This window comes from Enterobacter sp. MGH85 (genome assembly GCF_001037655.1).
GTDB classification, from domain to species: Bacteria; Pseudomonadota; Gammaproteobacteria; order Enterobacterales; family Enterobacteriaceae; genus Enterobacter; species Enterobacter intestinihominis.
The window spans coordinates 1,978,606-2,000,688 of sequence record NZ_KQ089925.1 but is presented as its reverse complement, the minus strand read 5'-3'; the positions used below and the strand labels follow the sequence as shown (position 1 = coordinate 2,000,688).

At 55.7% G+C, this 22,083-nt stretch carries 20 protein-coding genes, 2 tRNA genes and 1 pseudogene; 9 read left to right on the top strand and 14 right to left on the bottom strand.

Features of this window, described 5'->3' with window-relative positions; genetic code table 11:
- Window positions 1-7: 7 nt before the first annotated feature.
- The 9 genes and pseudogenes from nrdF to SK51_RS25580 form a co-directional block, all read left to right on the top strand.
- A complete protein-coding gene (nrdF, locus tag SK51_RS09480; RefSeq protein ID WP_022649130.1) occupies window positions 8-967 on the top strand; it encodes a class 1b ribonucleoside-diphosphate reductase subunit beta in 960 nt (319 codons plus the stop codon).
- A gap of 334 nt (window positions 968-1,301) precedes the next feature.
- Window positions 1,302-2,504 carry a glycine betaine/L-proline ABC transporter ATP-binding protein ProV gene (gene proV, locus SK51_RS09475; protein ID WP_022649131.1) on the top strand — a complete coding sequence of 401 codons (1,203 nt, stop codon included), beginning with the start codon at window positions 1,302-1,304 and terminating at the stop codon, window positions 2,502-2,504.
- Window positions 2,497-3,561, top strand: coding sequence for a glycine betaine/L-proline ABC transporter permease ProW (gene proW, locus SK51_RS25185; RefSeq protein ID WP_022649132.1), 1,065 nt, complete (start codon window positions 2,497-2,499; stop codon window positions 3,559-3,561). The genes proV and proW overlap by 8 nt, the downstream gene beginning before the upstream one ends.
- A gap of 9 nt (window positions 3,562-3,570) precedes the next feature.
- The gene (gene proX, locus SK51_RS25180) at window positions 3,571-4,566 is read left to right on the top strand and encodes a glycine betaine/L-proline ABC transporter substrate-binding protein ProX (protein WP_017382774.1); all 996 of its coding nucleotides are present in this window, start codon (window positions 3,571-3,573) and stop codon (window positions 4,564-4,566) included.
- A 209-nt stretch (window positions 4,567-4,775) separates the two neighbouring features.
- Window positions 4,776-5,960 (top strand): MFS transporter, encoded by a 1,185-nt coding sequence (locus SK51_RS09460; protein WP_023306803.1) that lies wholly within the window; start codon window positions 4,776-4,778, stop codon window positions 5,958-5,960.
- A gap of 314 nt (window positions 5,961-6,274) precedes the next feature.
- Window positions 6,275-6,805 carry a multidrug efflux transporter EmrAB transcriptional repressor EmrR gene (emrR, locus tag SK51_RS09455; protein WP_017694792.1) on the top strand — a complete coding sequence of 177 codons (531 nt, stop codon included), beginning with the start codon at window positions 6,275-6,277 and terminating at the stop codon, window positions 6,803-6,805.
- Window positions 6,806-6,933: 128 nt separating this feature from the next.
- Window positions 6,934-8,106, top strand: a complete 1,173-nt coding sequence (emrA, locus tag SK51_RS09450; protein ID WP_022649133.1) for a multidrug efflux MFS transporter periplasmic adaptor subunit EmrA — start codon at window positions 6,934-6,936, stop codon at window positions 8,104-8,106.
- A 16-nt stretch (window positions 8,107-8,122) separates the two neighbouring features.
- Entirely contained in the window at window positions 8,123-9,670 is a 1,548-nt protein-coding gene (emrB, locus tag SK51_RS09445) for a multidrug efflux MFS transporter permease subunit EmrB (protein ID WP_022649134.1), read from the top strand.
- A gap of 229 nt (window positions 9,671-9,899) precedes the next feature.
- Window positions 9,900-10,043: pseudogene (locus SK51_RS25580) on the top strand (hypothetical protein); the annotation flags it as partial.
- A 61-nt stretch (window positions 10,044-10,104) separates the two neighbouring features.
- Here SK51_RS25580 and luxS read toward each other — a convergent pair.
- The 14 genes from luxS to SK51_RS09370 form a co-directional block, all read right to left on the bottom strand.
- Complete coding sequence (gene luxS / locus SK51_RS09435; RefSeq protein WP_003862180.1) at window positions 10,105-10,620, bottom strand: S-ribosylhomocysteine lyase; 516 nt, start codon at window positions 10,618-10,620, stop codon at window positions 10,105-10,107.
- Between the two features lie 153 nt (window positions 10,621-10,773).
- Window positions 10,774-12,318, bottom strand: a complete 1,545-nt coding sequence (gshA, locus tag SK51_RS09430) for a glutamate--cysteine ligase (protein ID WP_023306804.1) — start codon at window positions 12,316-12,318, stop codon at window positions 10,774-10,776.
- Window positions 12,319-12,401: 83 nt separating this feature from the next.
- Window positions 12,402-12,830: a YqaA family protein gene (locus SK51_RS09425; protein WP_017692791.1), complete on the bottom strand. Its 429-nt coding sequence runs from the start codon at window positions 12,828-12,830 to the stop codon at window positions 12,402-12,404.
- Window positions 12,827-13,393 carry a fructose-1-phosphate/6-phosphogluconate phosphatase gene (gene yqaB / locus SK51_RS09420; RefSeq protein WP_023306805.1) on the bottom strand — a complete coding sequence of 189 codons (567 nt, stop codon included), beginning with the start codon at window positions 13,391-13,393 and terminating at the stop codon, window positions 12,827-12,829. The genes SK51_RS09425 and yqaB overlap by 4 nt, the downstream gene beginning before the upstream one ends.
- 126 nt (window positions 13,394-13,519) lie before the next feature.
- A tRNA-Arg gene (locus SK51_RS09415) sits at window positions 13,520-13,596 on the bottom strand.
- Between the two features lie 4 nt (window positions 13,597-13,600).
- Window positions 13,601-13,693: transfer RNA gene (locus SK51_RS09410), tRNA-Ser, on the bottom strand.
- A 342-nt stretch (window positions 13,694-14,035) separates the two neighbouring features.
- Complete coding sequence (csrA, locus tag SK51_RS09405; RefSeq protein WP_000906486.1) at window positions 14,036-14,221, bottom strand: carbon storage regulator CsrA; 186 nt, start codon at window positions 14,219-14,221, stop codon at window positions 14,036-14,038.
- Window positions 14,222-14,462: 241 nt separating this feature from the next.
- On the bottom strand, window positions 14,463-17,090 hold the full coding sequence (gene alaS / locus SK51_RS09400) for an alanine--tRNA ligase (RefSeq protein ID WP_032676479.1): 2,628 nt from the start codon (window positions 17,088-17,090) through the stop codon (window positions 14,463-14,465).
- Window positions 17,091-17,221: 131 nt separating this feature from the next.
- The gene (gene recX / locus SK51_RS09395) at window positions 17,222-17,722 is read right to left on the bottom strand and encodes a recombination regulator RecX (protein WP_017382782.1); all 501 of its coding nucleotides are present in this window, start codon (window positions 17,720-17,722) and stop codon (window positions 17,222-17,224) included.
- A 68-nt stretch (window positions 17,723-17,790) separates the two neighbouring features.
- Complete coding sequence (recA, locus tag SK51_RS09390) at window positions 17,791-18,849, bottom strand: recombinase RecA (protein ID WP_022649140.1); 1,059 nt, start codon at window positions 18,847-18,849, stop codon at window positions 17,791-17,793.
- A gap of 89 nt (window positions 18,850-18,938) precedes the next feature.
- On the bottom strand, window positions 18,939-19,436 hold the full coding sequence (gene pncC, locus SK51_RS09385; protein ID WP_003862172.1) for a nicotinamide-nucleotide amidase: 498 nt from the start codon (window positions 19,434-19,436) through the stop codon (window positions 18,939-18,941).
- 130 nt (window positions 19,437-19,566) lie between these two features.
- The gene (locus SK51_RS09380) at window positions 19,567-20,445 is read right to left on the bottom strand and encodes a metal ABC transporter substrate-binding protein (protein WP_023306807.1); all 879 of its coding nucleotides are present in this window, start codon (window positions 20,443-20,445) and stop codon (window positions 19,567-19,569) included.
- 14 nt (window positions 20,446-20,459) lie between these two features.
- The gene (locus SK51_RS09375; protein ID WP_022649142.1) at window positions 20,460-21,320 is read right to left on the bottom strand and encodes a metal ABC transporter permease; all 861 of its coding nucleotides are present in this window, start codon (window positions 21,318-21,320) and stop codon (window positions 20,460-20,462) included.
- Window positions 21,317-21,970 (bottom strand): metal ABC transporter ATP-binding protein, encoded by a 654-nt coding sequence (locus tag SK51_RS09370; protein ID WP_022649143.1) that lies wholly within the window; start codon window positions 21,968-21,970, stop codon window positions 21,317-21,319. Before SK51_RS09370 ends, SK51_RS09375 begins: the two co-directional genes overlap by 4 nt.
- Window positions 21,971-22,083: the final 113 nt, after the last annotated feature.

Below are 22,083 nucleotides of genomic sequence, written 5' to 3'. Positions count from 1 at the left end.
AGAAAGGATGAAACTGTCACGCGTAAGTGCCGTTAACTGGAACAAAATTCAGGATGATAAAGACCTGGAGGTCTGGAACCGCCTGACCAGCAACTTCTGGCTGCCGGAAAAGGTGCCGCTCTCCAACGATATTCCGGCCTGGCAAACCCTGAGCCATGCCGAGCAGCAGCTGACAATCCGCGTCTTTACCGGCCTGACGCTGCTGGACACCATTCAGAATACCGTGGGTGCGCCCGCGCTGATGAGTGATGCGCTGACCCCGCACGAAGAGGCGGTAATGTCGAATATCAGCTTTATGGAGGCGGTCCATGCCCGCTCTTACAGCTCGATTTTCTCCACCCTGTGCCAGACCAGAGACGTGGACGCGGCCTACGCCTGGAGCGAAGAGAGCGCGTCATTGCAGCGCAAGGCAGATCTGGTGCTGGAATATTACCGGGCCGACGAGCCGCTGAAGAAGAAGATCGCCAGCGTGTTCCTGGAATCTTTTCTCTTCTATTCCGGCTTCTGGCTGCCCATGTACTGGTCGAGCCGGGGCAAGCTCACTAATACCGCCGATTTGATTCGCCTCATCATCCGCGATGAAGCGGTACACGGGTATTACATCGGCTATAAGTACCAGAAAGGACTGGAGAAAGTCACCCCGGAAAAACGCGAGGAACTCAAAGGTTTTGCCCTCGATTTACTGATGGATCTGTATGACAACGAGCTGAGCTATACCGAGGAGCTGTACGCCGGAACGGGCTGGGAAGAGGACGTAAAAGCCTTCCTCTGCTACAACGCCAACAAGGCGCTGATGAACCTGGGCTACGAAGCGTTATTCCCACCGGAAATGGCGGAAGTGAACCCGGCGATCCTCGCGGCGCTGTCGCCCAACGCCGATGAAAACCACGACTTCTTTTCCGGGTCCGGCTCGTCGTACGTGATGGGTAAAGCGGTGGAGACGCAAGACGAGGACTGGGATTTTTAATGAATGAATTAACGTTCATTAATTAACTCTACATTTCATTATTTCCAGCCGAATATTCCACTACGTACTACACTGTAAATTCCCCTTCATATTCGCCTGAATCACACCGATTCAGGCGAAATTCTCCCATGCAGTAGCAAAAAAATTGAGAAAAATTCAAAGCGCCCTCAGCCCTTTATTCATGGGAAATTCAGCCGTTTCGCTTGCGGTAAAATTCCGACCTCAGGCAGGTCCAGGGTTGTCTCAGATTCTGAGTATGTTAGGGTAATGCCAGTTAACTATTTACCATGGTAATCATATCGACATAAACAAATAACAGGACACTCTCTATTGCATGGCAATTAAATTAGAAGTGAAAAATCTTTATAAAGTATTTGGCGAGCACCCGCAGCGTGCTTTCAAATATATTGAGAAAGGCCTTTCGAAAGAGCAAATTCTGGAAAAAACCGGGCTATCGCTTGGCGTTAAAGACGCCAGTCTGGCCATTGAAGAAGGCGAGATTTTTGTCATCATGGGATTATCCGGTTCGGGTAAATCCACTATGGTTCGCCTTCTCAATCGCCTGATTGAACCCACCCGCGGACAGGTGCTGATTGACGGCGTTGATATCGCCAGAATATCAGACGCGGAACTCCGCGAGGTGCGCAGAAAGAAAATTGCGATGGTGTTTCAGTCATTTGCACTGATGCCGCACATGACGGTACTCGATAATACCGCCTTTGGCATGGAGTTAGCCGGCACGCCCGCTCAGGAACGTCAGGAAAAAGCCCTTGATGCACTGCGTCAGGTCGGGCTGGAAAATTATGCTCATGCGTATCCGGATGAGCTCTCCGGCGGTATGCGTCAGCGCGTAGGATTAGCGCGCGCATTAGCGATTAATCCGGATATTTTATTAATGGACGAAGCCTTCTCGGCGCTCGATCCCTTAATTCGCACCGAGATGCAGGATGAGTTGGTAAAATTACAGGCCAAACATCAGCGCACCATTGTTTTTATTTCTCACGATCTGGATGAAGCCATGCGTATTGGCGACCGTATCGCCATTATGCAAAATGGTGAAGTGGTGCAGGTCGGCACACCGGATGAAATTCTCAATAATCCGGCGAATGATTATGTGCGCACCTTCTTCCGCGGCGTGGATATTAGCCACGTATTCAGTGCGAAAGATATTGCCCGTCGAACACCAAACGGCATTATTCGAAAAACGCCAGGTTTTGGTCCGCGCTCCGCGCTGAAGCTGTTGCAGGACGAAGACCGTGAATACGGTTATCTGGTTGAACGCGGCAATAAATTTGTCGGCGTTGTCTCCATCGACTCCCTGAAAACCGCCCTGAGCGAAAACCAGGGAATCGATGCGGCGTTGATTGACGCTCCGCTTGCCGTGGACGCCGAAACGCCGCTCAGCGAGTTGCTCTCTCACGTGGGTCAGGCGCCGTGCGCCGTGCCGGTTGTCGGTGAAGAACAACAGTACGTTGGCATCATCTCAAAACGGATGCTGCTACAGGCTTTAGATCGCGAGGGGACAAACAATGGCTGATCAATCAAACCCATGGGGCACCACTGAAGCAGCGGACAGCGCGGCGCAATCTGCCGATGCGTGGGGGTCGACGCCTGCGCCTGCCGATGGCGGCGGCGCGGCAGACTGGCTCAACAGCGCACCGGCGCCTGCCCCAGAGCATTTCAATATTATGGATCCGTTCCACAAGACGCTGATCCCGCTGGATAGCTGGGTAACGGAGGGGATCGACTGGGTCGTTACCCACTTCCGTCCGGTGTTCCAGGGGATCCGTATCCCGGTGGATTACATCCTGAACGGCTTCCAGCAGCTGATGCTGGGCATGCCCGCGCCGGTGGCGATTATCCTGTTCTCGCTGATCGCATGGCAGTTCGGCAGCGCGGGTATGGGGATCGCCACGCTGATCTCCCTGATTGCCATCGGCGCGATTGGCGCGTGGTCTCAGGCGATGATCACCCTGGCGCTGGTGCTGACCGCCCTGCTGTTCTGCGTGGCGATCGGCCTGCCGATGGGGATCTGGCTGGCGCGCAGCCCGCGGGCCGCAAAAATTATCCGCCCGCTGCTGGATGCAATGCAGACCACGCCAGCGTTCGTTTACCTGGTGCCTATCGTGATGCTGTTCGGCATCGGTAACGTACCGGGGGTGGTCGTGACCATTATCTTCGCCCTGCCGCCGATTATTCGCCTGACCATTCTGGGCATTAACCAGGTGCCTGCGGATCTGATAGAGGCATCACGCTCGTTTGGCGCCAGCCCGCGTCAGATGCTGTTTAAGGTTCAGCTTCCGCTGGCGATGCCGACCATTATGGCAGGTGTTAACCAGACGCTGATGCTGGCGCTGTCGATGGTGGTGATCGCCTCAATGATTGCCGTTGGCGGGTTAGGTCAGATGGTACTGCGCGGCATTGGCCGTCTCGATATGGGGCTGGCGACCGTCGGCGGTGTCGGGATTGTGATCCTCGCCATCATTCTTGACCGCCTGACCCAGGCTGTCGGTCGTGATTCACGCAGTCGCGGCAACCGTCGCTGGTATACCACCGGCCCTGTCGGGTTACTCACCCGCCCATTCACAAAATAAGGAACAACGATGCGACATAACGTACTTTTTGCCACAGCGTTTGCGACCCTTGTCTCCACCAGCGCAGTTGCCGCTGACCTGCCGGGCAAAGGCATTACCGTGCAGCCGGTGCAGAGCACCATTTCGGAAGAGTCCTTCCAGACCCAGATTGTCAGCCGTGCGCTGGAGAAACTGGGCTATACGGTGAATACCGCCAGTGAAGTGGATTACAACGTGGGCTATACCTCTATTGCCTCCGGCGATGCCACCTTTACCGCCGTGAACTGGCAGCCGCTGCACGACGATATGTATGCCGCCGCAGGCGGTGACAAGAAATTCTACCGCGAAGGCACCTTTGTGACCGGCGCTGCGCAGGGATATTTGATCGACAAGAAAACCGCCGATAAGTATCACATCACCAATATTGAACAGTTGAAAGATCCGAAGATCGCCAAACTCTTTGATACCAACGGTGACGGCAAAGCCGACATGATGGGCTGCTCGCCGGGCTGGGGCTGTGAAGCGGTGATTAACCACCAGAACAAAGCCTTCGATCTGGCGAAGACCGTCGACGTGAGCCACGGCAATTACTCTGCGATGATGGCCGATACCATCGCCCGCTTTAAAGAAGGCAAGCCGGTGATCTACTACACCTGGACGCCGTACTGGGTGAGCGACGTGCTGAAGCCGGGCAAAGACGTGGTGTGGTTGCAGGTGCCCTTCTCCTCCCTGCCGGGCGAGCAGAAAGATATCGACACCAAACTGCCAAACGGCATGAACTATGGCTTCCCGGTGAATACCATGCATATCGTGGCGAACAAAGCCTGGGCCGAGAAAAACCCGGCGGCGGCGAAGCTGTTCTCGGTAATGAAACTGCCGCTGGCAGACATTAACGCCCAGAACGCGATGATGCACGCGGGTAAATCATCCGAAGCTGATATCAAAGGCCACGTGGATGGCTGGATCAAAGCCCACCAGCAGCAGTTCGATGGCTGGGTGAAAGAGGCGCTTGAGGCGCAGAAGTAAAAATACTACCCCTCACCCTGCCCTCTCCCCAAAGGGGAGAGGGTGTATAAAATCCCCTCTCCCCTTTGGGGAGAGGGATAGGGTGAGGGGATCAAACCGCACCCAACCTAAACCGCACAATCCACCACGTAACAATCCCCCAACATTCACAATCATTGGTTATTATGTTTCCGGAAAAATAATCACTTAACTTACAATTCCTGAAACAAATGACAAAAACAACTCAAGGGCTTAGCCCCGCACTCATCCTTTTAATGTCCGTGGCAACGGGACTGGCCGTCGCCAGCAACTATTACGCGCAACCTCTGCTTGATACTATCGCGCGTGCTTTCGATCTTTCAGCCAGCTCCGCCGGCTTTATCGTCACCGCTGCGCAGCTCGGCTATGCGGCCGGGCTGCTGTTCCTGGTGCCATTAGGCGATATGTTTGAGCGCCGGATGCTTATCGTCTCCATGACGCTGCTGGCCGCAGGCGGGATGTTGATCACCGCCAGCAGCCAGTCGTTAACGATGATGATTATCGGTACCGCGCTGACGGGGCTGTTCTCGGTGGTGGCACAAATTCTGGTTCCCCTCGCGGCGACGTTGGCTTCCCCGGAAAAACGCGGCAAAGTGGTTGGCACTATTATGAGCGGCCTGCTGCTGGGCATCCTGCTGGCGCGAACCGTTGCCGGGCTGCTGGCGAGCCTCGGCGGCTGGCGCACCGTTTACTGGGTGGCAAGCGTGCTGATGGTTATCATGGCGCTGGCCCTGTGGCGCGGCCTGCCAAAGGTGAAGCAGGAGAATCACCTGAACTATCCGCAGCTCCTCGCCTCCGTTTTCAGCCTCTTCACCCGGGATAAACTCCTGCGCACACGCGCCGTTCTGGGGTGTCTCACCTTCGCCAACTTCAGCATCTTATGGACGTCGATGGCGTTTCTGCTCGCCGCGCCGCCGTTTAACTACTCAGAAGGCGTGATTGGCCTGTTCGGGCTGGCAGGCGCGGCTGGCGCACTGGGCGCGCGCCCGGCGGGTGGCCTGGCCGACAAAGGTAAATCTCATATGACCACCTCCGCAGGGCTGGTTTTACTCCTGCTCTCCTGGGGGGCTATCTGGTACGGACACGTCTCAGTGCTGGCGCTAATTGTCGGTATTCTGGTACTCGACCTCACCGTGCAGGGCGTACATATCACCAACCAGACCGTGATTTACCGCGTGAAACCAGACGCCCGTAACCGTCTGACGGCCGGGTACATGACCAGCTACTTTATCGGCGGCGCGGCGGGCTCGCTAATCTCAGCCTCCGCCTGGCAGCATGCGGGCTGGACGGGCGTGTGCGCAATCGGCGCCATCGTGGCGGCGATAAATCTGCTGGTATGGTGGCGCGGCTATCACCGCCAGGAAGCAATTCACTAAGTTTTACATTGCTTTGGGCCCCCTGGGGTGTAAAGGGGGCTTGCATCTGTTAAGGTAACGGTAATCATTTATCCCAGAAATTTTACTGTGGGTGACATATTTACTACCGGCATGAATAGTTCAGACCCCAGTCCTCACATCCCCTCTTTCGCGGGTACACACCCCACACTTTCTGTGCTCACCGGGTCACGGATTTACCCGGCGCTTTCTGATGGTGACATACGTTTGGCGGATATAACCGCACAAATAATTCATTTACATTATTTGTCACTATCGTTACTATATCGGCTGTAATTAATGAGGTTATGCCCAAAATGGATAGTTCGTTTACGCCCATTGAACAAATGCTTAAGTTCCGCGCCAGTCGTCATGAGGACTTCCCGTATCAGGAGATCCTGCTGACCCGCCTGTGCATGCACATGCAGGGTAAGCTGCTGGAAAATCGTAACAAGATGCTGAAAGCGCAAGGGATTAACGAGACGTTGTTTATGGCGTTGATTACGCTTGAGTCTCAGGAAAACCACAGCATTCAGCCGTCTGAACTGAGCTGCGCGCTGGGTTCATCCCGTACCAATGCAACCCGTATTGCTGATGAGCTGGAGAAGCGCGGCTGGATAGAGCGCCGTGAGAGCGATAACGATCGCCGCTGCCTGCATCTGCAACTGACCGAGAAAGGTCACGAATTCCTGCGCGAAGTGCTGCCACCGCAGCATAACTGCCTGCACCAGCTTTGGTCTGCCCTCAGCACCGCCGAGCGCGACCAGCTTGAGCACATTACTCGCAAGCTGCTCACCCGTCTGGACCAGATGGATGAAGATGGCGTCATTCTTGAGGCGCTGCGCTAACGCGACGATCCGCTCAACATTCCAGATTGCAAAAGAAAAACTGACAGGCCAGCACGTGAAACTGCTGGCCTTTCTGACAACAGGTCGGCTCAGCCGATGTGAAAATAAAAAGATCGTGGAGAACAACAATGAGCGCAAATGCGGAGAACACCCCCCCGCAGCAACCGGTCAACAAGAAGGGCAAACGTAAGAGCGCCCTTATTCTGCTGACCTTGCTCTTTATTATTATTGCCGTGGCATATGGGATCTATTGGTTTTTAGTCTTGCGTCATGTTGAAGAGACAGACGATGCATACGTGGCAGGGAATCAGGTTCAAATCATGGCGCAGGTGTCAGGCAGCGTGACGAAAGTCTGGGCTGACAACACCGACTTTGTGAAAAAAGGGGATGTGCTGGTCACGCTCGACCCGACCGACGCCCAACAGGCTTTTGAAAAAGCACAGACGGCGCTGGCCTCCAGCGTTCGCCAGACCCGCCAGCTGATGATCAACAGCAAACAGCTTCAGGCCAATATCGACGTGCAGAAAACGGCCCTGGCCCAGGCGCAGAGCGACCTCAAGCGTCGTGTTCCTCTCGGCACCGCCAACCTGATTGGCCGTGAAGAGTTGCAGCACGCCCGCGATGCTGTGGCGAGCGCACAGGCGCAGCTGGACGTGGCGATCCAACAGTACAACGCCAACCAGGCGATGGTGCTGGGCACCTCTCTGGAAAACCAGCCGGCGGTGAAACAGGCGGCGACCGAAGTGCGTAACGCATGGCTTGCCCTGCAACGTACCAAAATCGTCAGCCCGATGACCGGTTACGTTTCCCGTCGTTCCGTGCAGCCGGGTGCGCAAATTAGCACCACCACGCCGCTGATGGCGGTCGTTCCGGCGAACAACCTGTGGGTGGACGCGAACTTCAAAGAGACCCAGCTGGCGCATATGCGTATCGGCCAGACCGCAACCGTGGTCAGCGATATCTACGGCGATGACGTGAAGTACACCGGTAAAGTAGTCGGTCTGGACATGGGGACCGGCAGCGCCTTCAGCCTGCTGCCTGCACAGAACGCCACCGGCAACTGGATCAAAGTGGTACAGCGCTTGCCTGTACGTATCGAGCTGGATCCTAAGCAGCTGGCAGACCATCCGCTGCGAATTGGCCTTTCCACGCTGGTGACGGTCGATACCGCCAACCGCGACGGTCAGATCCTCGCAAGCCAGGTGCGCAGCACGCCAGCTTATGAAAGTAACGCCCGTGAAATTAGCCTCGATCCGGTCAATAAGCTGATCGATGACATCGTGAAGGCAAACGCCGGTTAAGCCGAAGGTGAGCGTTATGCAACAGCAAAAGCCGCAAAAACCGCTTGAGGGGGCGCAGCTGGTCATTATGACCATTGCGCTGTCGCTGGCGACATTCATGCAGGTGCTGGACTCCACCATCGCAAACGTGGCGATCCCTACGATCGCCGGGAACCTTGGCTCATCGCTGAGCCAGGGGACCTGGGTCATTACCTCATTCGGGGTGGCGAACGCCATCTCTATTCCCATCACCGGCTGGCTGGCGAAGCGCGTCGGTGAAGTGAAGCTGTTCCTCTGGTCGACGATCCTGTTCGTACTGGCCTCCTGGGCCTGCGGCATGTCCAGCAGCCTGACGATGCTGATTTTCTTCCGCGTCATTCAGGGGATTGTCGCCGGGCCGTTGATTCCGCTATCGCAGAGTTTGCTGCTGAACAACTATCCGCCCGCCAAGCGCTCCATCGCGCTCGCGCTGTGGTCGATGACGGTGATTGTCGCCCCAATTTGCGGGCCAATCCTCGGCGGCTATATCAGCGATAACTATCACTGGGGCTGGATCTTCTTCATCAACGTACCCATCGGTGCGCTGGTGGTGCTGATGACGCTACAGTCTCTGCGTGGTCGCGAAACGCGGACCGAACAGCGGCGGATCGACGGCATCGGGCTGGCACTGCTGGTTGTCGGCATCGGCAGCCTGCAAATCATGCTCGACCGCGGCAAAGAGCTGGACTGGTTCGCCTCTACGGAAATCATCGTGCTGACGGTGGTCGCCGTGGTTGCCATCAGCTTCCTGATTGTCTGGGAGCTGACGGACGAAAATCCGATAGTCGACCTCTCGCTGTTTAAATCGCGAAACTTCACCATCGGCTGCCTCTGTATCAGCCTCGCCTATATGCTCTACTTCGGCGCGATTGTTCTGCTGCCGCAGCTGTTGCAGGAGGTGTACGGCTATACCGCAACCTGGGCGGGGCTGGCCTCCGCGCCGGTGGGGTTAATTCCGGTTCTGCTGTCGCCGATTATTGGCCGTTTCGCCCATAAGCTCGACATGCGCAGGCTGGTGACGTTCAGCTTCATCATGTACGCCGTGTGCTTCTACTGGCGCGCGTATACGTTTGAACCGGGAATGGACTTTGGCGCCTCCGCGTGGCCGCAGTTTATTCAGGGCTTTGCTGTGGCGTGCTTCTTTATGCCACTGACCACCATTACGCTTTCCGGCTTGCCGCCTGAGCGGATGGCGGCGGCATCGAGCCTGTCGAACTTCACCCGTACGCTGGCGGGCTCCATCGGGACATCGATCACCACCACGCTGTGGACCAACCGGGAAGCGATGCACCATGCCCAGCTGACCGAAGCGGTGAACCCGTTCAACCCTAACGCTCAGCAGATGTATAGCCAGCTTGAGGGGATGGGGATGACGGAGCAGCAGGCGTCCGGCTGGCTTGCCCAGCAGATCACCAACCAGGGGCTGATTATCTCGGCAAACGAGATTTTCTGGATATCGGCGGGGATCTTCATCGTCCTGCTGGGGCTGGTGTGGTTTGCCAAACCACCGTTTGGTGCCGGTAGCGGGGGCGGTGGAGCGCACTAGCCCTGTGCACGGTTTGCCCGGTGGCGCTACGCTTACCGGGCCTACGAACGTAGGCCGGATAAGGCGTAGCCGCCATCCGGCAAAACACCGCACCGTGTCCAAAACGCGACAGCGATTGTCACTTCAGATAAAGCAGCGCGCCTGAAATTGATTCACGAGAGTGAAAAGACAACAGGAGCGTACCATGCTGAACACACCCGCGCCACGCGCTGGCTCTCGACAGACTTACGTCGAAGTGAGCACGCCGAACGTCTATCTCGACCAGATCGAATATTTCTGCCACTACTTCAGCCGCCGCAGCGACGTCTGTAACAGCGTGCATCCGCAAAACGATCGCGATACCGGCGTCGCCAGCGCGGAGCTGGCCGTGGTTGTCGTCATCAGTATTGTAGGCCCGGTCAGCGAAGCACCACCGGGCATCCACAGGCACAATACTAAATGTGCAGTTCCTGAAGTTTTTCTTTTGGCAGGGCCAGCTCGTCGTTGCTGTTTACACGAACATCACGTTCGATGATATGGCGGGCAATCTCCTGAGCTTCTTCCAGAGAGTGCATCTGGTAAGTACCGCACTGGTAAACGTTCAGCTCTGGGATCTGGTTCTGCTCTTTCACCTTCAGCACGTCTTCCATGGCCGCTTTCCACGCATCCGCGACGCGTTTCTCTTCAGGCTGACCAATCAGGCTCATGTAGAAACCGGTGCGGCAGCCCATCGGAGAGATATCGATGATCTCCACGCCGTTGCCGTTCAGGTGGTCGCGCATGAATCCGGCGAAAAGGTGTTCCAGCGTGTGAATGCCTTTCTCTGGCATCACTTCTTTATTCGGCACGCAGAAGCGCAGGTCGAAAACGGTGATCGTGTCGCCGTGCGGCGTGTTCATGGTCTTCGCCACGCGGACTGCTGGTGCTTCCATACGGGTATGGTCGACAGTAAAGCTATCTAATAACGGCATACGTCACCTCCGATAGTGATTTTTTTTTAAAATAAACTGAACTCTTCTACAGAATGCGCGTCTGAGTATATGAAAGACGCGCATTTGTTATCATCATCCCTGAATTCAGAGATGTATATTTTGGCCACAGCGATGTGGCCTTTTTCTTTTGGTTCAGGCCTGCTTCGCCAGAAACGCCTCAAACGACTCCGTATCCGCCGCTTCGACCTCTTTCTGACGCACAACGGACGCATCGCGCTCTGCCACAAAATCCGCTTCGCTCAGGATCTCTAACGGCTCCTGCATCAGCATCTCACGGTACTCCGCTGAGAGTGAACGCCCTGTGCCACCAATTCCCTGTTCAATCATAGAACGCAGAATACGTGCTGAGAATGTCAGTTCCGGGTTATCGAAGCTTTCAACCAGTTCGTCGCAGACCTTCTGGTAAGCTTCGCCGCCGTACACGCTATCCAGCGTCTGGGCTACGCGCTTCAGGTCATGGAACAGATCCTTCCCTACCTTAGACAGTGGGAACTGGGCCGTTTCACAGCCAATACCTAACGTCAGACCCGGCTTGCGCCCTTCCAGAATTACGCGATTCCAGTTGGTACGAGTACACAGCAGTTCGTCGGAACTCATTTCCGGCGCATCCGCCAGTACGCACCAGACCATAAACAGGTCAAGGAAGCGAACCTGCTGCTCGTCAACGCCAATCGGTGAGAACGGGTTGATATCCAGCGAGCGCACTTCAATGTATTCGATCCCGCCGCGCTGTAGCGCATCCGACGGCGTTTCACCGCTGCGCGTCACGCGCTTCGGACGAATCGGCGCATACAGTTCATTTTCAATCTGCAATACGTTGGTGTTAATTTGCAGGCGCTTGCCGTCTTTTTCGAGGCCGATTTTTTCGTACTCTTCCGACGGGGTTTTTATCGCCCGCTTCAAGCCTGCCACATATTCGTGCAGATCGTTAAACGTAATTCCGAGATTGCTTTGCGACTTATTGGTATAGCCAAGGTCGCTCAGGCGCAGCGAGGTCGCGTACGGCAGATAGTACATGCCACACTCGGTCTTCTCGAACGGCAGCGTGGTCGGTTTCCCTTGCAGGAACGATGAACAAATGGCCGGGGACGCGCCGAACAGATAAGGAATAACCCAGCCAAAACGGTAGTAGTTGCGGATCAGGCGGAAGTAGCCCGCGGAGATCGCTTCTTTATCCGTTTCACCGCACTTCGCCTGCCAGAACGCCATCGGCAGAGAGAAATTGTAGTGCACGCCAGAGATCGTCTGCATCAGTGCGCCGTAGCGATTTTTCAGTCCTTCGCGATACAGCGTTTTCAGCCGTCCGATATTCGAGGTGCCGTACTGAGCCAGCTCGATATCCTGCCCCTGCTCGATATAGCACGGCATGCTGAGCGGCCACATACGCTCGTCGCCGAGGTTGCGGGCGGTGAAGCGATGCACGTCGCGCATGATCGTCAGCATATGATCAATATCACCGTCTACTGGCGTAATGAACTCCAGCAGCGCTTCGGCGAAATCGGTTGTGATCCATTTATGTGTCAGCGCCGAGCCTAACGCCTTCGGGTGTCCCGTAGTCGCTAAGCTACCATCCGCATTTACGCGCAGCGTTTCGCGCTCAAGCCCACGCTGAATCCCCTTCAGTGCCTGAGGGTGATTTTCCAGCCAGGCCAGCGCCTGTGATACGTCCGGGATCAATTTGACCTCCCGCCTGTCAAAAAATTGTCACTCAGCATAATTGTAATGGTTGACGATTGAAGGTCGCGAATTCATTCCACCAATTAGTGCCACCACGTCATACCCTGTAGTGTTACCCATGCCAGTAAAACATAGCGTAACGCCTTGCCAAGGCACAAAAAAAAGAGCACCGGTCCCCAGGAGATGCGCATCCATCCCGCCAGCAGACACAGTAAATCGCCTATTACAGGCATCCAGCTTAATAACAGCGTGGCAGCGCCATAGCGTTTTAGCCAGCCCACTGCCTTTTCCTGCCAGCGAGATTTTTCGCGTAGCGGAAAGAAACGTCCAAGAATAACGTTAGTCAGCCCTCCAAGGCTATTACCCATTGTTGCTATTAAGACCAGCAACCAGGGCTGACTCACGCCGGACAACAGCATCGCCACCAGCACCACTTCCGAATTCCCCGGTAAGAGGGTGGAGCTTAAAAAACTGCTGGCGAATAATGAAGCGAGTGACAGCGCGTCACTCACAGTAAGCGAACATCCACCGCCGCCATTCCGGCATCACGCGCGGCCTGAATGCCAAAATCAGCATCTTCAAACACCACGCATTTTGCAGGTGGTACACCCATTAATTCTGCACAGCGCAGGAAGGTATCCGGTGCGGGTTTGTGATGTTTAACATGATCGGCGGCAACGACGGCAGAAAAATAGTGGCGCAGGCCAAGGTGTTTGAGTAGCGCTTCAGCAATCGCGCTCTCGCTGCCCGTACCGACAGACATAGGACGAAGGCCGTGCCACTCCTTGACAACGTCAATGAGTGGTAAAGGCTGCACGGTGTCTAACAGTATGGCTTTTACCGCGTCGGTTTTTTCACGCGCGAGCTGGTGCGGGTCGAGATCGGCCTGATTCAGCTCAATCACGGCCTGTGCGATACGCCAGGTGGGCGATCCGTTGAGGGCAATCATCGCCTGTAAATCGAAGCGCATACCGTAACGGCCCAGGACTTCGGTCCAGGCCTGACGATGCGTGGGTTCGGTATCCAGGAGGGTGCCGTCCATGTCGAAGATCAAACCGTCATACTGTGCGTACATCGTGCTCTCGCTAAACGATTAACAAAGCATTACTTTATCGTAAAAGGGGATTTTTGTCGCTGATTGCGAAGTGATAACAATGAGAGTGATTAAGAACTAAACATCGAAGGGGATCACAAGAAGAGATGGTGCATCCGGGAGGATTCGAACCTCCGACCGCTCGGTTCGTAGCCGAGTACTCTATCCAGCTGAGCTACGGATGCAAAATGGCGGTGAGGCGGGGATTCGAACCCCGGATGCAGCTTTTGACCGCATACTCCCTTAGCAGGGGAGCGCCTTCAGCCTCTCGGCCACCTCACCACACAACGCCTCTTTCGAGTGCTTCGAGTAACTCGTTAAGAGCTTCTCGTCGCTGCGTGGCGCATATATTACTTTCTGGGACTTATAAGTCAAACAATTTTCCACATGCTTTTTTCGTTTGCACAATTCGCACGCAATTCGCATGTAAAAGCCGCAAAGAGAGTGTTTTATAAGCGGATTTTGCAGACATCTTCACAGAATTGTGTTGAGAGAAGCGCGTCATTTGGATGAGATAAGATTATGAGAGTGGTCAAAAACGAAGCGTTTGAAATAGAACGGTAACTTTATGCAGGAAAAATAGCGGGAGGGTTGCGTCTCGCCCGACAGCGAGACGCGACAATATCAGTAACTGGACTGCTGGGATTTTTCAGCCTGGATACGCTGGTAGATCTCTTCACGGTGGACAGATACTTCTTTAGGAGCGTTAACACCAATACGTACCTGGTTACCCTTTACCCCTAAAACTGTCACGGTGACCTCATCCCCAATCATGAGGGTCTCACCAACTCGACGAGTCAGAATCAGCATTCTTTGCTCCTTGAAAGATTAAAAGAGTCGGGTCTCTTGTATCCCGGCATTATCCATCATATAACGCCAAAAAGTAAGCGATGACAAACACGTAAAGTGTAAGCAGTCACGGCATCACATTCTGTTAAACGTAAGTTTAGCCGATATACACAAACTCAACCTGACTTTATCGTTATCGATAGCGCAGTGAGCAAGACGCCATAACGTTACCGCTATGGCGTCTGCTTGTGCTTTGTAGTTATTACAGTTTCGCGCTTACCCAGCTTTCAACGCTGGCTAATGCCGCGGGAAGTGCCGCCGCATCCGTACCACCGGCTTGCGCCATGTCCGGACGACCGCCACCTTTGCCACCCACCTGCTGGGCGACCATGCCAATCAGTTCCCCTGCTTTGACACGATCCGTCACATCCTTAGAGACGCCCGCAATCAGAGAAACCTTACCCTCTGCGACCGTTGCCAGCACGATAACCGTCGAACCAAGCTGGTTCTTCAGATCGTCGACCATGGTACGCAGCATCTTAGGCTCAACGCCCGCCAGGTCGCTGACCAGCAGTTTGACGCCCTTAATGTCTACCGCTTTGCTGGAGAGGTTTGCGCTCTCCTGCGCCGCAGCCTGTTCTTTCAGCTGCTGGAGTTCTTTTTCCAGCTGACGGGTACGATCCAGCGCGACACGCACTTTCTCGCCCAGGTTCTGGCTATCGCCTTTCAGCAGCTGCGCGATCTCGTGCAGCTGGTCGCTCTGCGCATGCAGGCTGGCAATTGCACCTTCCCCGGTCACCGCCTCAATACGACGCACGCCTGCCGCCGTACCCGACTCGGAAACGATGCGGAACAAGCCGATGTCACCGGTGCGGGATGCGTGAGTACCGCCACACAGTTCGGTAGAGAAGTCGCCCATGCTCAGCACGCGAACGCGGTCGTCATATTTCTCGCCAAACAGCGCCATCGCACCTTTCTTCTTCGCTGCCTCAAGATCCATGATGTGGGTTTCGATTGGCAGGTTACGGCGGATCTGGGCATTCACCAGGTCTTCCACCGCACGAATTTCAGACGGCTTCATCGCTTCAAAATGCGAGAAGTCGAAACGCAGCACTTTGTCGTTAACCAGAGAACCTTTCTGTGCAACGTGCGTACCCAGCACTTCGCGCAGGGCTGCGTGCATCAGGTGGGTTGCCGAGTGGTTCAGACGAATGCGCGCGCGGCGAGCTTCGTCAACGTTGGCCTGAACGCCCTCGCCCACTTTCAGAGAACCGGAAACCAGTTTGCCCTGGTGACCAATTGCCTGACCGTATTTCTGGGTATCGCTTACGCTGAAGCTGAAGCCATTGCCTTTCAGTTCGCCTTTATCGCCAACCTGGCCGCCGGATTCCGCATAGAACGGTGTTTTATCCAGGATAACAACCGCTTCCTGACCTGCGCTAATGCTGTCTACGGCTTTACCGTCAACAAACAGCGCGGTCACGTTGCTGGTCAGAGCCAGCTCTTCGTAGCCTTTAAATTCAGACGCGCTATCAACGCGGATCATCGCGTTGTAGTCCGCGCCAAAACCGCTGGATTCACGCGCACGACGACGCTGCTCTTCCATTGCGGCTTCAAAGCCTGCTTCGTCAACTTTGATGTTGCGCTCGCGGCAAACGTCCGCCGTCAGGTCAACCGGGAAGCCGTAGGTGTCGTACAGGCGGAAAGCGGTTTCGCCATCCAGCGTGTCGCCCTTGAGTTTCGCCAGCTCGTCGTCCAGCAGCGCCAGTCCGCGCTCCAGCGTACGGGCAAACTGCTCTTCTTCGGTTTTCAGAACCTGTTCAACTTGCGCCTGCTGGCGTTTCAGCTCGTCACCGGCAGAGCCCATCACGCCAATCAGTGGCCCAACGAGTTTATAGAAGAAGGTGTCCTTCGCGCCCAGCATGTTGCCATGACGGATCGCACGACGAATGATACGACGCAGCACATAGCCACGGTTTTCATTCGACGGGATAACGCCGTCAGCAATCAGGAACGCACAAGAACGAATATGGTCTGCGATAACGCGCAGTGATTTGTTGTTCAGATCGGTTGCGCCCGTCACTTCGGCAACGGCTTTGATCAGGGTGCTGAACAGGTCAATCTCATAGTTGGAGTTAACGTGTTGCAGAACGGCCGCGATACGCTCAAGACCCATACCGGTATCTACGGACGGTTTTGGCAGCGGCTCCATGGTGCCGTCGGCCTGACGGTTGAACTGCATGAAGACGATGTTCCAGATCTCAATGTAGCGATCGCCATCTTCTTCCGCGCTTCCCGGAGGGCCGCCCCAGATGTGGTCACCATGATCGTAGAAGATCTCGGTGCACGGACCGCAAGGGCCGGTGTCACCCATCTGCCAGAAGTTATCAGACGCGTAAGGCGCGCCTTTGTTGTCACCGATACGGATGATACGTTCGCGAGGGATACCCACTTCTTTTTCCCAGATGTCGAACGCTTCGTCATCGGTCTCATACACGGTCACCCACAGACGCTCTTTCGGCAGATTAAACCAGTTTTCACCGGTCAGCAGTTCCCACGCATATTGAATGGCGTCGTGTTTGAAGTAGTCGCCGAAGCTGAAGTTACCCAGCATTTCGAAGAAAGTGTGGTGGCGCGCGGTGTAACCGACGTTTTCCAGATCGTTGTGTTTACCGCCCGCACGCACGCAACGCTGTGAGGTTGTGGCGCGGGAATAATTACGCTTGTCGAGACCAAGGAACACATCCTTGAACTGGTTCATCCCGGCGTTGGTAAACAGCAGAGTCGGGTCATTGTTCGGTACCAGGGAGCTGCTGGCAACAACCTGGTGTCCCTTACTATGGAAAAAATCGAGAAACGCCTGACGGATCTCAGCGGTGCTCTTGCTCATAATTATCCTGAAATCAAGCTAACGAAATGTCGCAGCAGATCTGTATCTGTAAACAGTTGGACGGACCAGCTACTGGAAAAAGTGGGAATAAGATAAGTTTTCTTTAGTGGGAAGTAAAATCCCGCATGCGTTCAATCGGTAAAATTACGCCAGATATCCTGAATATCTTCCATCAGGAAGCCGCGGTAGAGCAAAAAGCGCTGGATTTTAACTTTTTCTGAAAATTCACGCGGCAGCGGCTCACCGTACTTTCGTACCGCCTGCTCACGCGCCAGTTCGCACCAGTCGATTTCACTTTCGCGCATGGCTTTTTCAATCGATTCACGGGCTACACCTTTCTGGTTCAGCTCCTGGCGGATACGCGCTGGCCCATAGCCTTTACGACCACGGCTGGCAAGAAAGCGAGCGGCAAAACGGCCGTCATCCAGATAGTGATGCTCGTAGCACCAGGCAACCACGCGGTCATAATCTTCCGCGGTGGCATCAATGTCTTCCGGACCGTTTTTGCTCATGACGGGCGCTGACAGTTTCCGCCGCAGCTCCTGTTCGCTATGGTCACGCACGGCAAGAATACGCACGGCCCGATCCAGCAAGCGTGAGTAGGCTGGTCGGCGTGATGTCGGTTCACTCATAAAAAACCTGTCGATTCAGAAATGCAAAAAGGGCCGCATCAGCAGCCCTTCATTTTTATCCGAGAGGATTAAAAGTCTTCGTTGGTTTCTTCAGCATCCGCGCCGTCGACCACGAAATCAGGTTTAGAGTCCTGGTTGCTCAGCAGGAGTTCACGCACCTTCTTCTCAATCTCTTTCGCCGCCGCCGGGTTCTCTTTCAGCCAGGAGATAGCATTCGCTTTACCCTGACCAATCTTGTCACCGTTGTAGCTGTACCATGCGCCCGCTTTTTCAATCAGCTTCTCTTTCACGCCCAGGTCAACCAGCTCGCCGAGGAAGTTGATACCTTCGCCGTAGAGGATCTGGAATTCAGCCTGTTTGAACGGTGCTGCGATTTTGTTCTTCACAACCTTCACGCGGGTTTCGCTACCGACGACGTTATCCCCCTCTTTCACCGCGCCGATACGGCGGATATCCAGACGGACAGAAGCGTAGAATTTCAGAGCGTTACCGCCGGTGGTGGTTTCCGGGTTACCGAACATTACACCAATTTTCATACGGATCTGGTTGATAAAGATCAGCAGCGTATTGGACTGCTTCAGGTTACCCGCCAGCTTACGCATCGCCTGGCTCATCATACGTGCCGCGAGGCCCATGTGAGAGTCACCGATTTCACCTTCAATTTCCGCTTTTGGCGTCAGCGCCGCAACGGAGTCGACGATGATCACGTCAACCGCACCTGAGCGCGCCAGCGCGTCACAAATTTCCAGGGCCTGCTCGCCGGTGTCCGGCTGTGAGCACAGCAGGTTGTCGATATCAACGCCCAGTTTACGGGCATAGACCGGGTCCAGCGCGTGCTCGGCATCGATAAACGCACAGGTTTTACCTTCGCGCTGTGCCGCCGCAACAACCTGCAACGTCAGGGTGGTTTTACCCGAGGATTCCGGACCGTAGATTTCTACGATACGGCCCATCGGCAAACCGCCAGCGCCCAGTGCGATATCAAGAGAAAGCGAACCAGTGGAGATAGTTTCCACGTCCATGGAACGGTCTTCACCCAGGCGCATGATGGAGCCTTTACCGAATTGCTTTTCGATCTGGCCCAGTGCTGCCGCCAACGCTTTCTGTTTGTTTTCGTCGATAGCCATTATTACTCCTGTCATGCCGGGAGAAGCAACTGCGCTTCACCATGGACTTCTGTTCTGTTGAGGCAATTATACTGTATAGTCATACAGTATCAAGTATTTTGTAGAAATTGTTGCCAGAGCGTTTTTAACGCGTATTCCGTTGCCTGACGACGCACGCTTTCGCGATCGCCGCTGAAGCATTCCCGGCGGGTGATCCCTTCACCTTTTGAGGTGGCAAAGCCAAACCAGACGGTGCCGACAGGCTTCACGTCGCTGCCGCCGTCCGGCCCCGCGATACCGCTGATGGAGATAGCGTAATCTGCGCGCGCCTCTTTCAGCGCGCCAATCGCCATTTCGATCACCACCGGCTCGCTGACCGCGCCATGCTGCTCAAGCGTGGCTTCACGCACGCCAATCATCTGCGCTTTAGCCTCGTTACTGTAGGTCACAAAGCCGCGTTCAAACCAGGCGGAACTGCCAGCAATATCGGTAATTGCTTTCGCCACCCAGCCGCCGGTGCAGGATTCTGCGGTCGTGAGAGTCGCGCCGCGCTGTTTCAGCGCCAGCCCCACCACTTCGCTTAGCTGCATCAATTCATGGTCAGTCATTCTCGCTCCAGGCCTTAGAAAAACATGCAGCACAAGATAGCACTTTCTCATCAAATATGGGGATGCGCGTCGGGTTTTACGAGGGGGCTTCAGAAAAAAGCCGATGCGGGCGCATCGGCCAGAGAGACGCTTATTTCATGCTGTTAGCGAGGGTATCCACATTGTGGCGAAACGCCTTGACGTAGGTGTCCGCCACGCCGCCCTTCGCGGACAGCGCTTCCGGGTAAAGTTCACCGCCCGGCTGGGCGCCCGTGGCGGTCGCAATCTGCTTCACCAGGCGCGGATCAAGCTGGTTTTCCATAAACCAGGTTTTCACACCGTCAGCTTTAATCTGATTGATGATCTCCGCTACCTGCGCCGCGCTGGCTTCACTCTCAGACGACAGCCCCTGAGGCGCCATAAACGTCACGCCGTAGGCGCGGCTGAAATAGCCGAAAGCGTCGTGGCTGGTCAGCACTTTGCGCTTCGCCTGTGGGATGTCGCTGAAACGCTTTTTAGCCCAACCGTCCAGCTGAGAGAGATGCGCAATATAGGGTTTACCGGTAGCTTCAAGCGCCGCCGTATCTTCAGGATCGGCCTTCACCAGCCCTGAGAGAATATTTTGCGCATACAGCGCGCCGTTCGCCGCGCTGTTCCACGCGTGCGGATCGGTCACGGTTTTACCGTCCTCTTCCAGCGTGTGCGTTTTCACGCCGTCCGAAGCAACCACCAGCTGGCCTTTGAATCCGGAGGCTTTCACCAGACGATCGAGCCAGCCTTCCAGCCCCAGCCCATTGACCACCACCACGTCGGCTTTACTCAGCGCCGCGCTGTCTTTGGGCGAGGGTTCGAAAGTATGGGGATCACCGTCCGGCCCCACCAGCGTCTTCACCTTCACACGATCGCCGCCAACCTGCTGCGTGATGTCTCCCAGGATGGAAAAGCTGGTCACCACATTAAGCGTTTTCGCCATTACGCCGTGCGTCATCATGCCGAGCGCGAGCGCCACGGCTAACCCTGTACGTTTCATCGTTTCCCCTTGCGTTAAAAAAGCGCCCGCAGGCTATCCGCCAGCCTGCTGCGCGTGCCAAATAAAACGGAAATAAAGAACAATGCGCTGGCGGTCAGCACAATGGAGGGCCCGGCGGGCAGACTCACTGCCCAGGAAAGGCTTAAGCCCAGCCAGGCGCAAAAAATACCGCTGATACCCGCCATTAGAAGTAACCCAGGCAGGGTGCGCACCCAGCAGCGTGCCGCCACGGCGGGTAACATCATCAGCCCGACGGCCATCAACGTGCCGAGCACCTGAAAACCGGCCACCAGGTTGAGCACCAGCAGCGCCAGAAACAGACCGTGTAACATCCCGGGCAGCCAGCGCGCGTTCACCTGCAACCACGCGGTATCGAACGCTTCGCTGACCAGCCCACGATAAAACATTGCCAGCGTGAGGAGCGTGAACATGCAAACGCCCGTCACGAACAGGGCTGACGCGCTATCCACGGCGAGAATGGAGCCAAACAGAAGATGAAGCAGATCGACATTTGAACCGCGCAGCGACACCAGCGTGACGCCCAGCGCCAGGGAACCCAGGTAAAACCCCGCGAAGCTGGCATCCTCTTTAAGGGGCGTGCGGCGGCTGACCAGCCCGGCCACCAGCGCAACGGCGATACCGGCAATAAACCCGCCGACAGTCATTGCCAGAAGCGACATACCGCTGAGCAGATAGCCCACCGCGACACCCGGCAAAATGGCATGAGAAAGGGCGTCCCCCATCAGGCTCATCCGACGCAGCTGAAGGAATACCCCCAGCGCCGTGGTGCTGACGGAGAGCGCCAGGCAAACCACCAGTGCACGGCGCATAAAGCCGTACTCAATAAACGGCTGGAAGAATGTATGCCAGATCATGCCACCCTCACCCGCTCGGTTTTCCATTGGGGACTATCAGCGTCCAGACGTAACGTCTGCGGGAAGTGACGTGCTACGCGCTCGCTGTCATGTAGTACCGCCAGCAGGGTCTGCCCCTGCATATACATCTCCAGCATCAGATCCATCAGCACGTTGCAGGTCGCTTCATCAACGCCGGTGAAGGGTTCGTCCAGCATCACCAGCGGTGCCTGCTGCACTAAAACGCGGGCAAACAGCATGCGCTGGAATTGCCCGCCGGAGAGTTCATCGATGGTGGATAACGCCATGGACGCCAGCCCCACGCGCTCAAGCGCGCCGGCAATGCGCATGCGGGTATCCCGACGAAAACCGGCAAATAGCGAGATTTCTGGCCAGCAGCCCATGCTCACCACGTCCTGCACGGTCAGAGGAAATTGCGCCTCCAGCGCGTGACGCTGCGCCAGCCAGCCCACCACCGGACGTCTCCCCTGCCAGCGAAACGTACCGCTGACGGGCGGAAGAAAGCCAGCGAGCGTTTTCAGCAGCGTGGATTTGCCGCAGCCGTTGGCCCCGACGATGGCGGTCATGCTCCCGCGTTCAATCACGCCGGACAGTGCGCGCGTAACGGGCTGGCGATCGTAACCCGCCACCAGGTCGTTCATCACGATCATGGCAACGCCACCGCCCAGCGCACGGCCAGGCCGAGAAACAGAATGAGCACCAGCGCCAGCAGCAGCCGAACCGGGGATGAGAGAGAAAACAGGGACATGGACATCTCAATTCA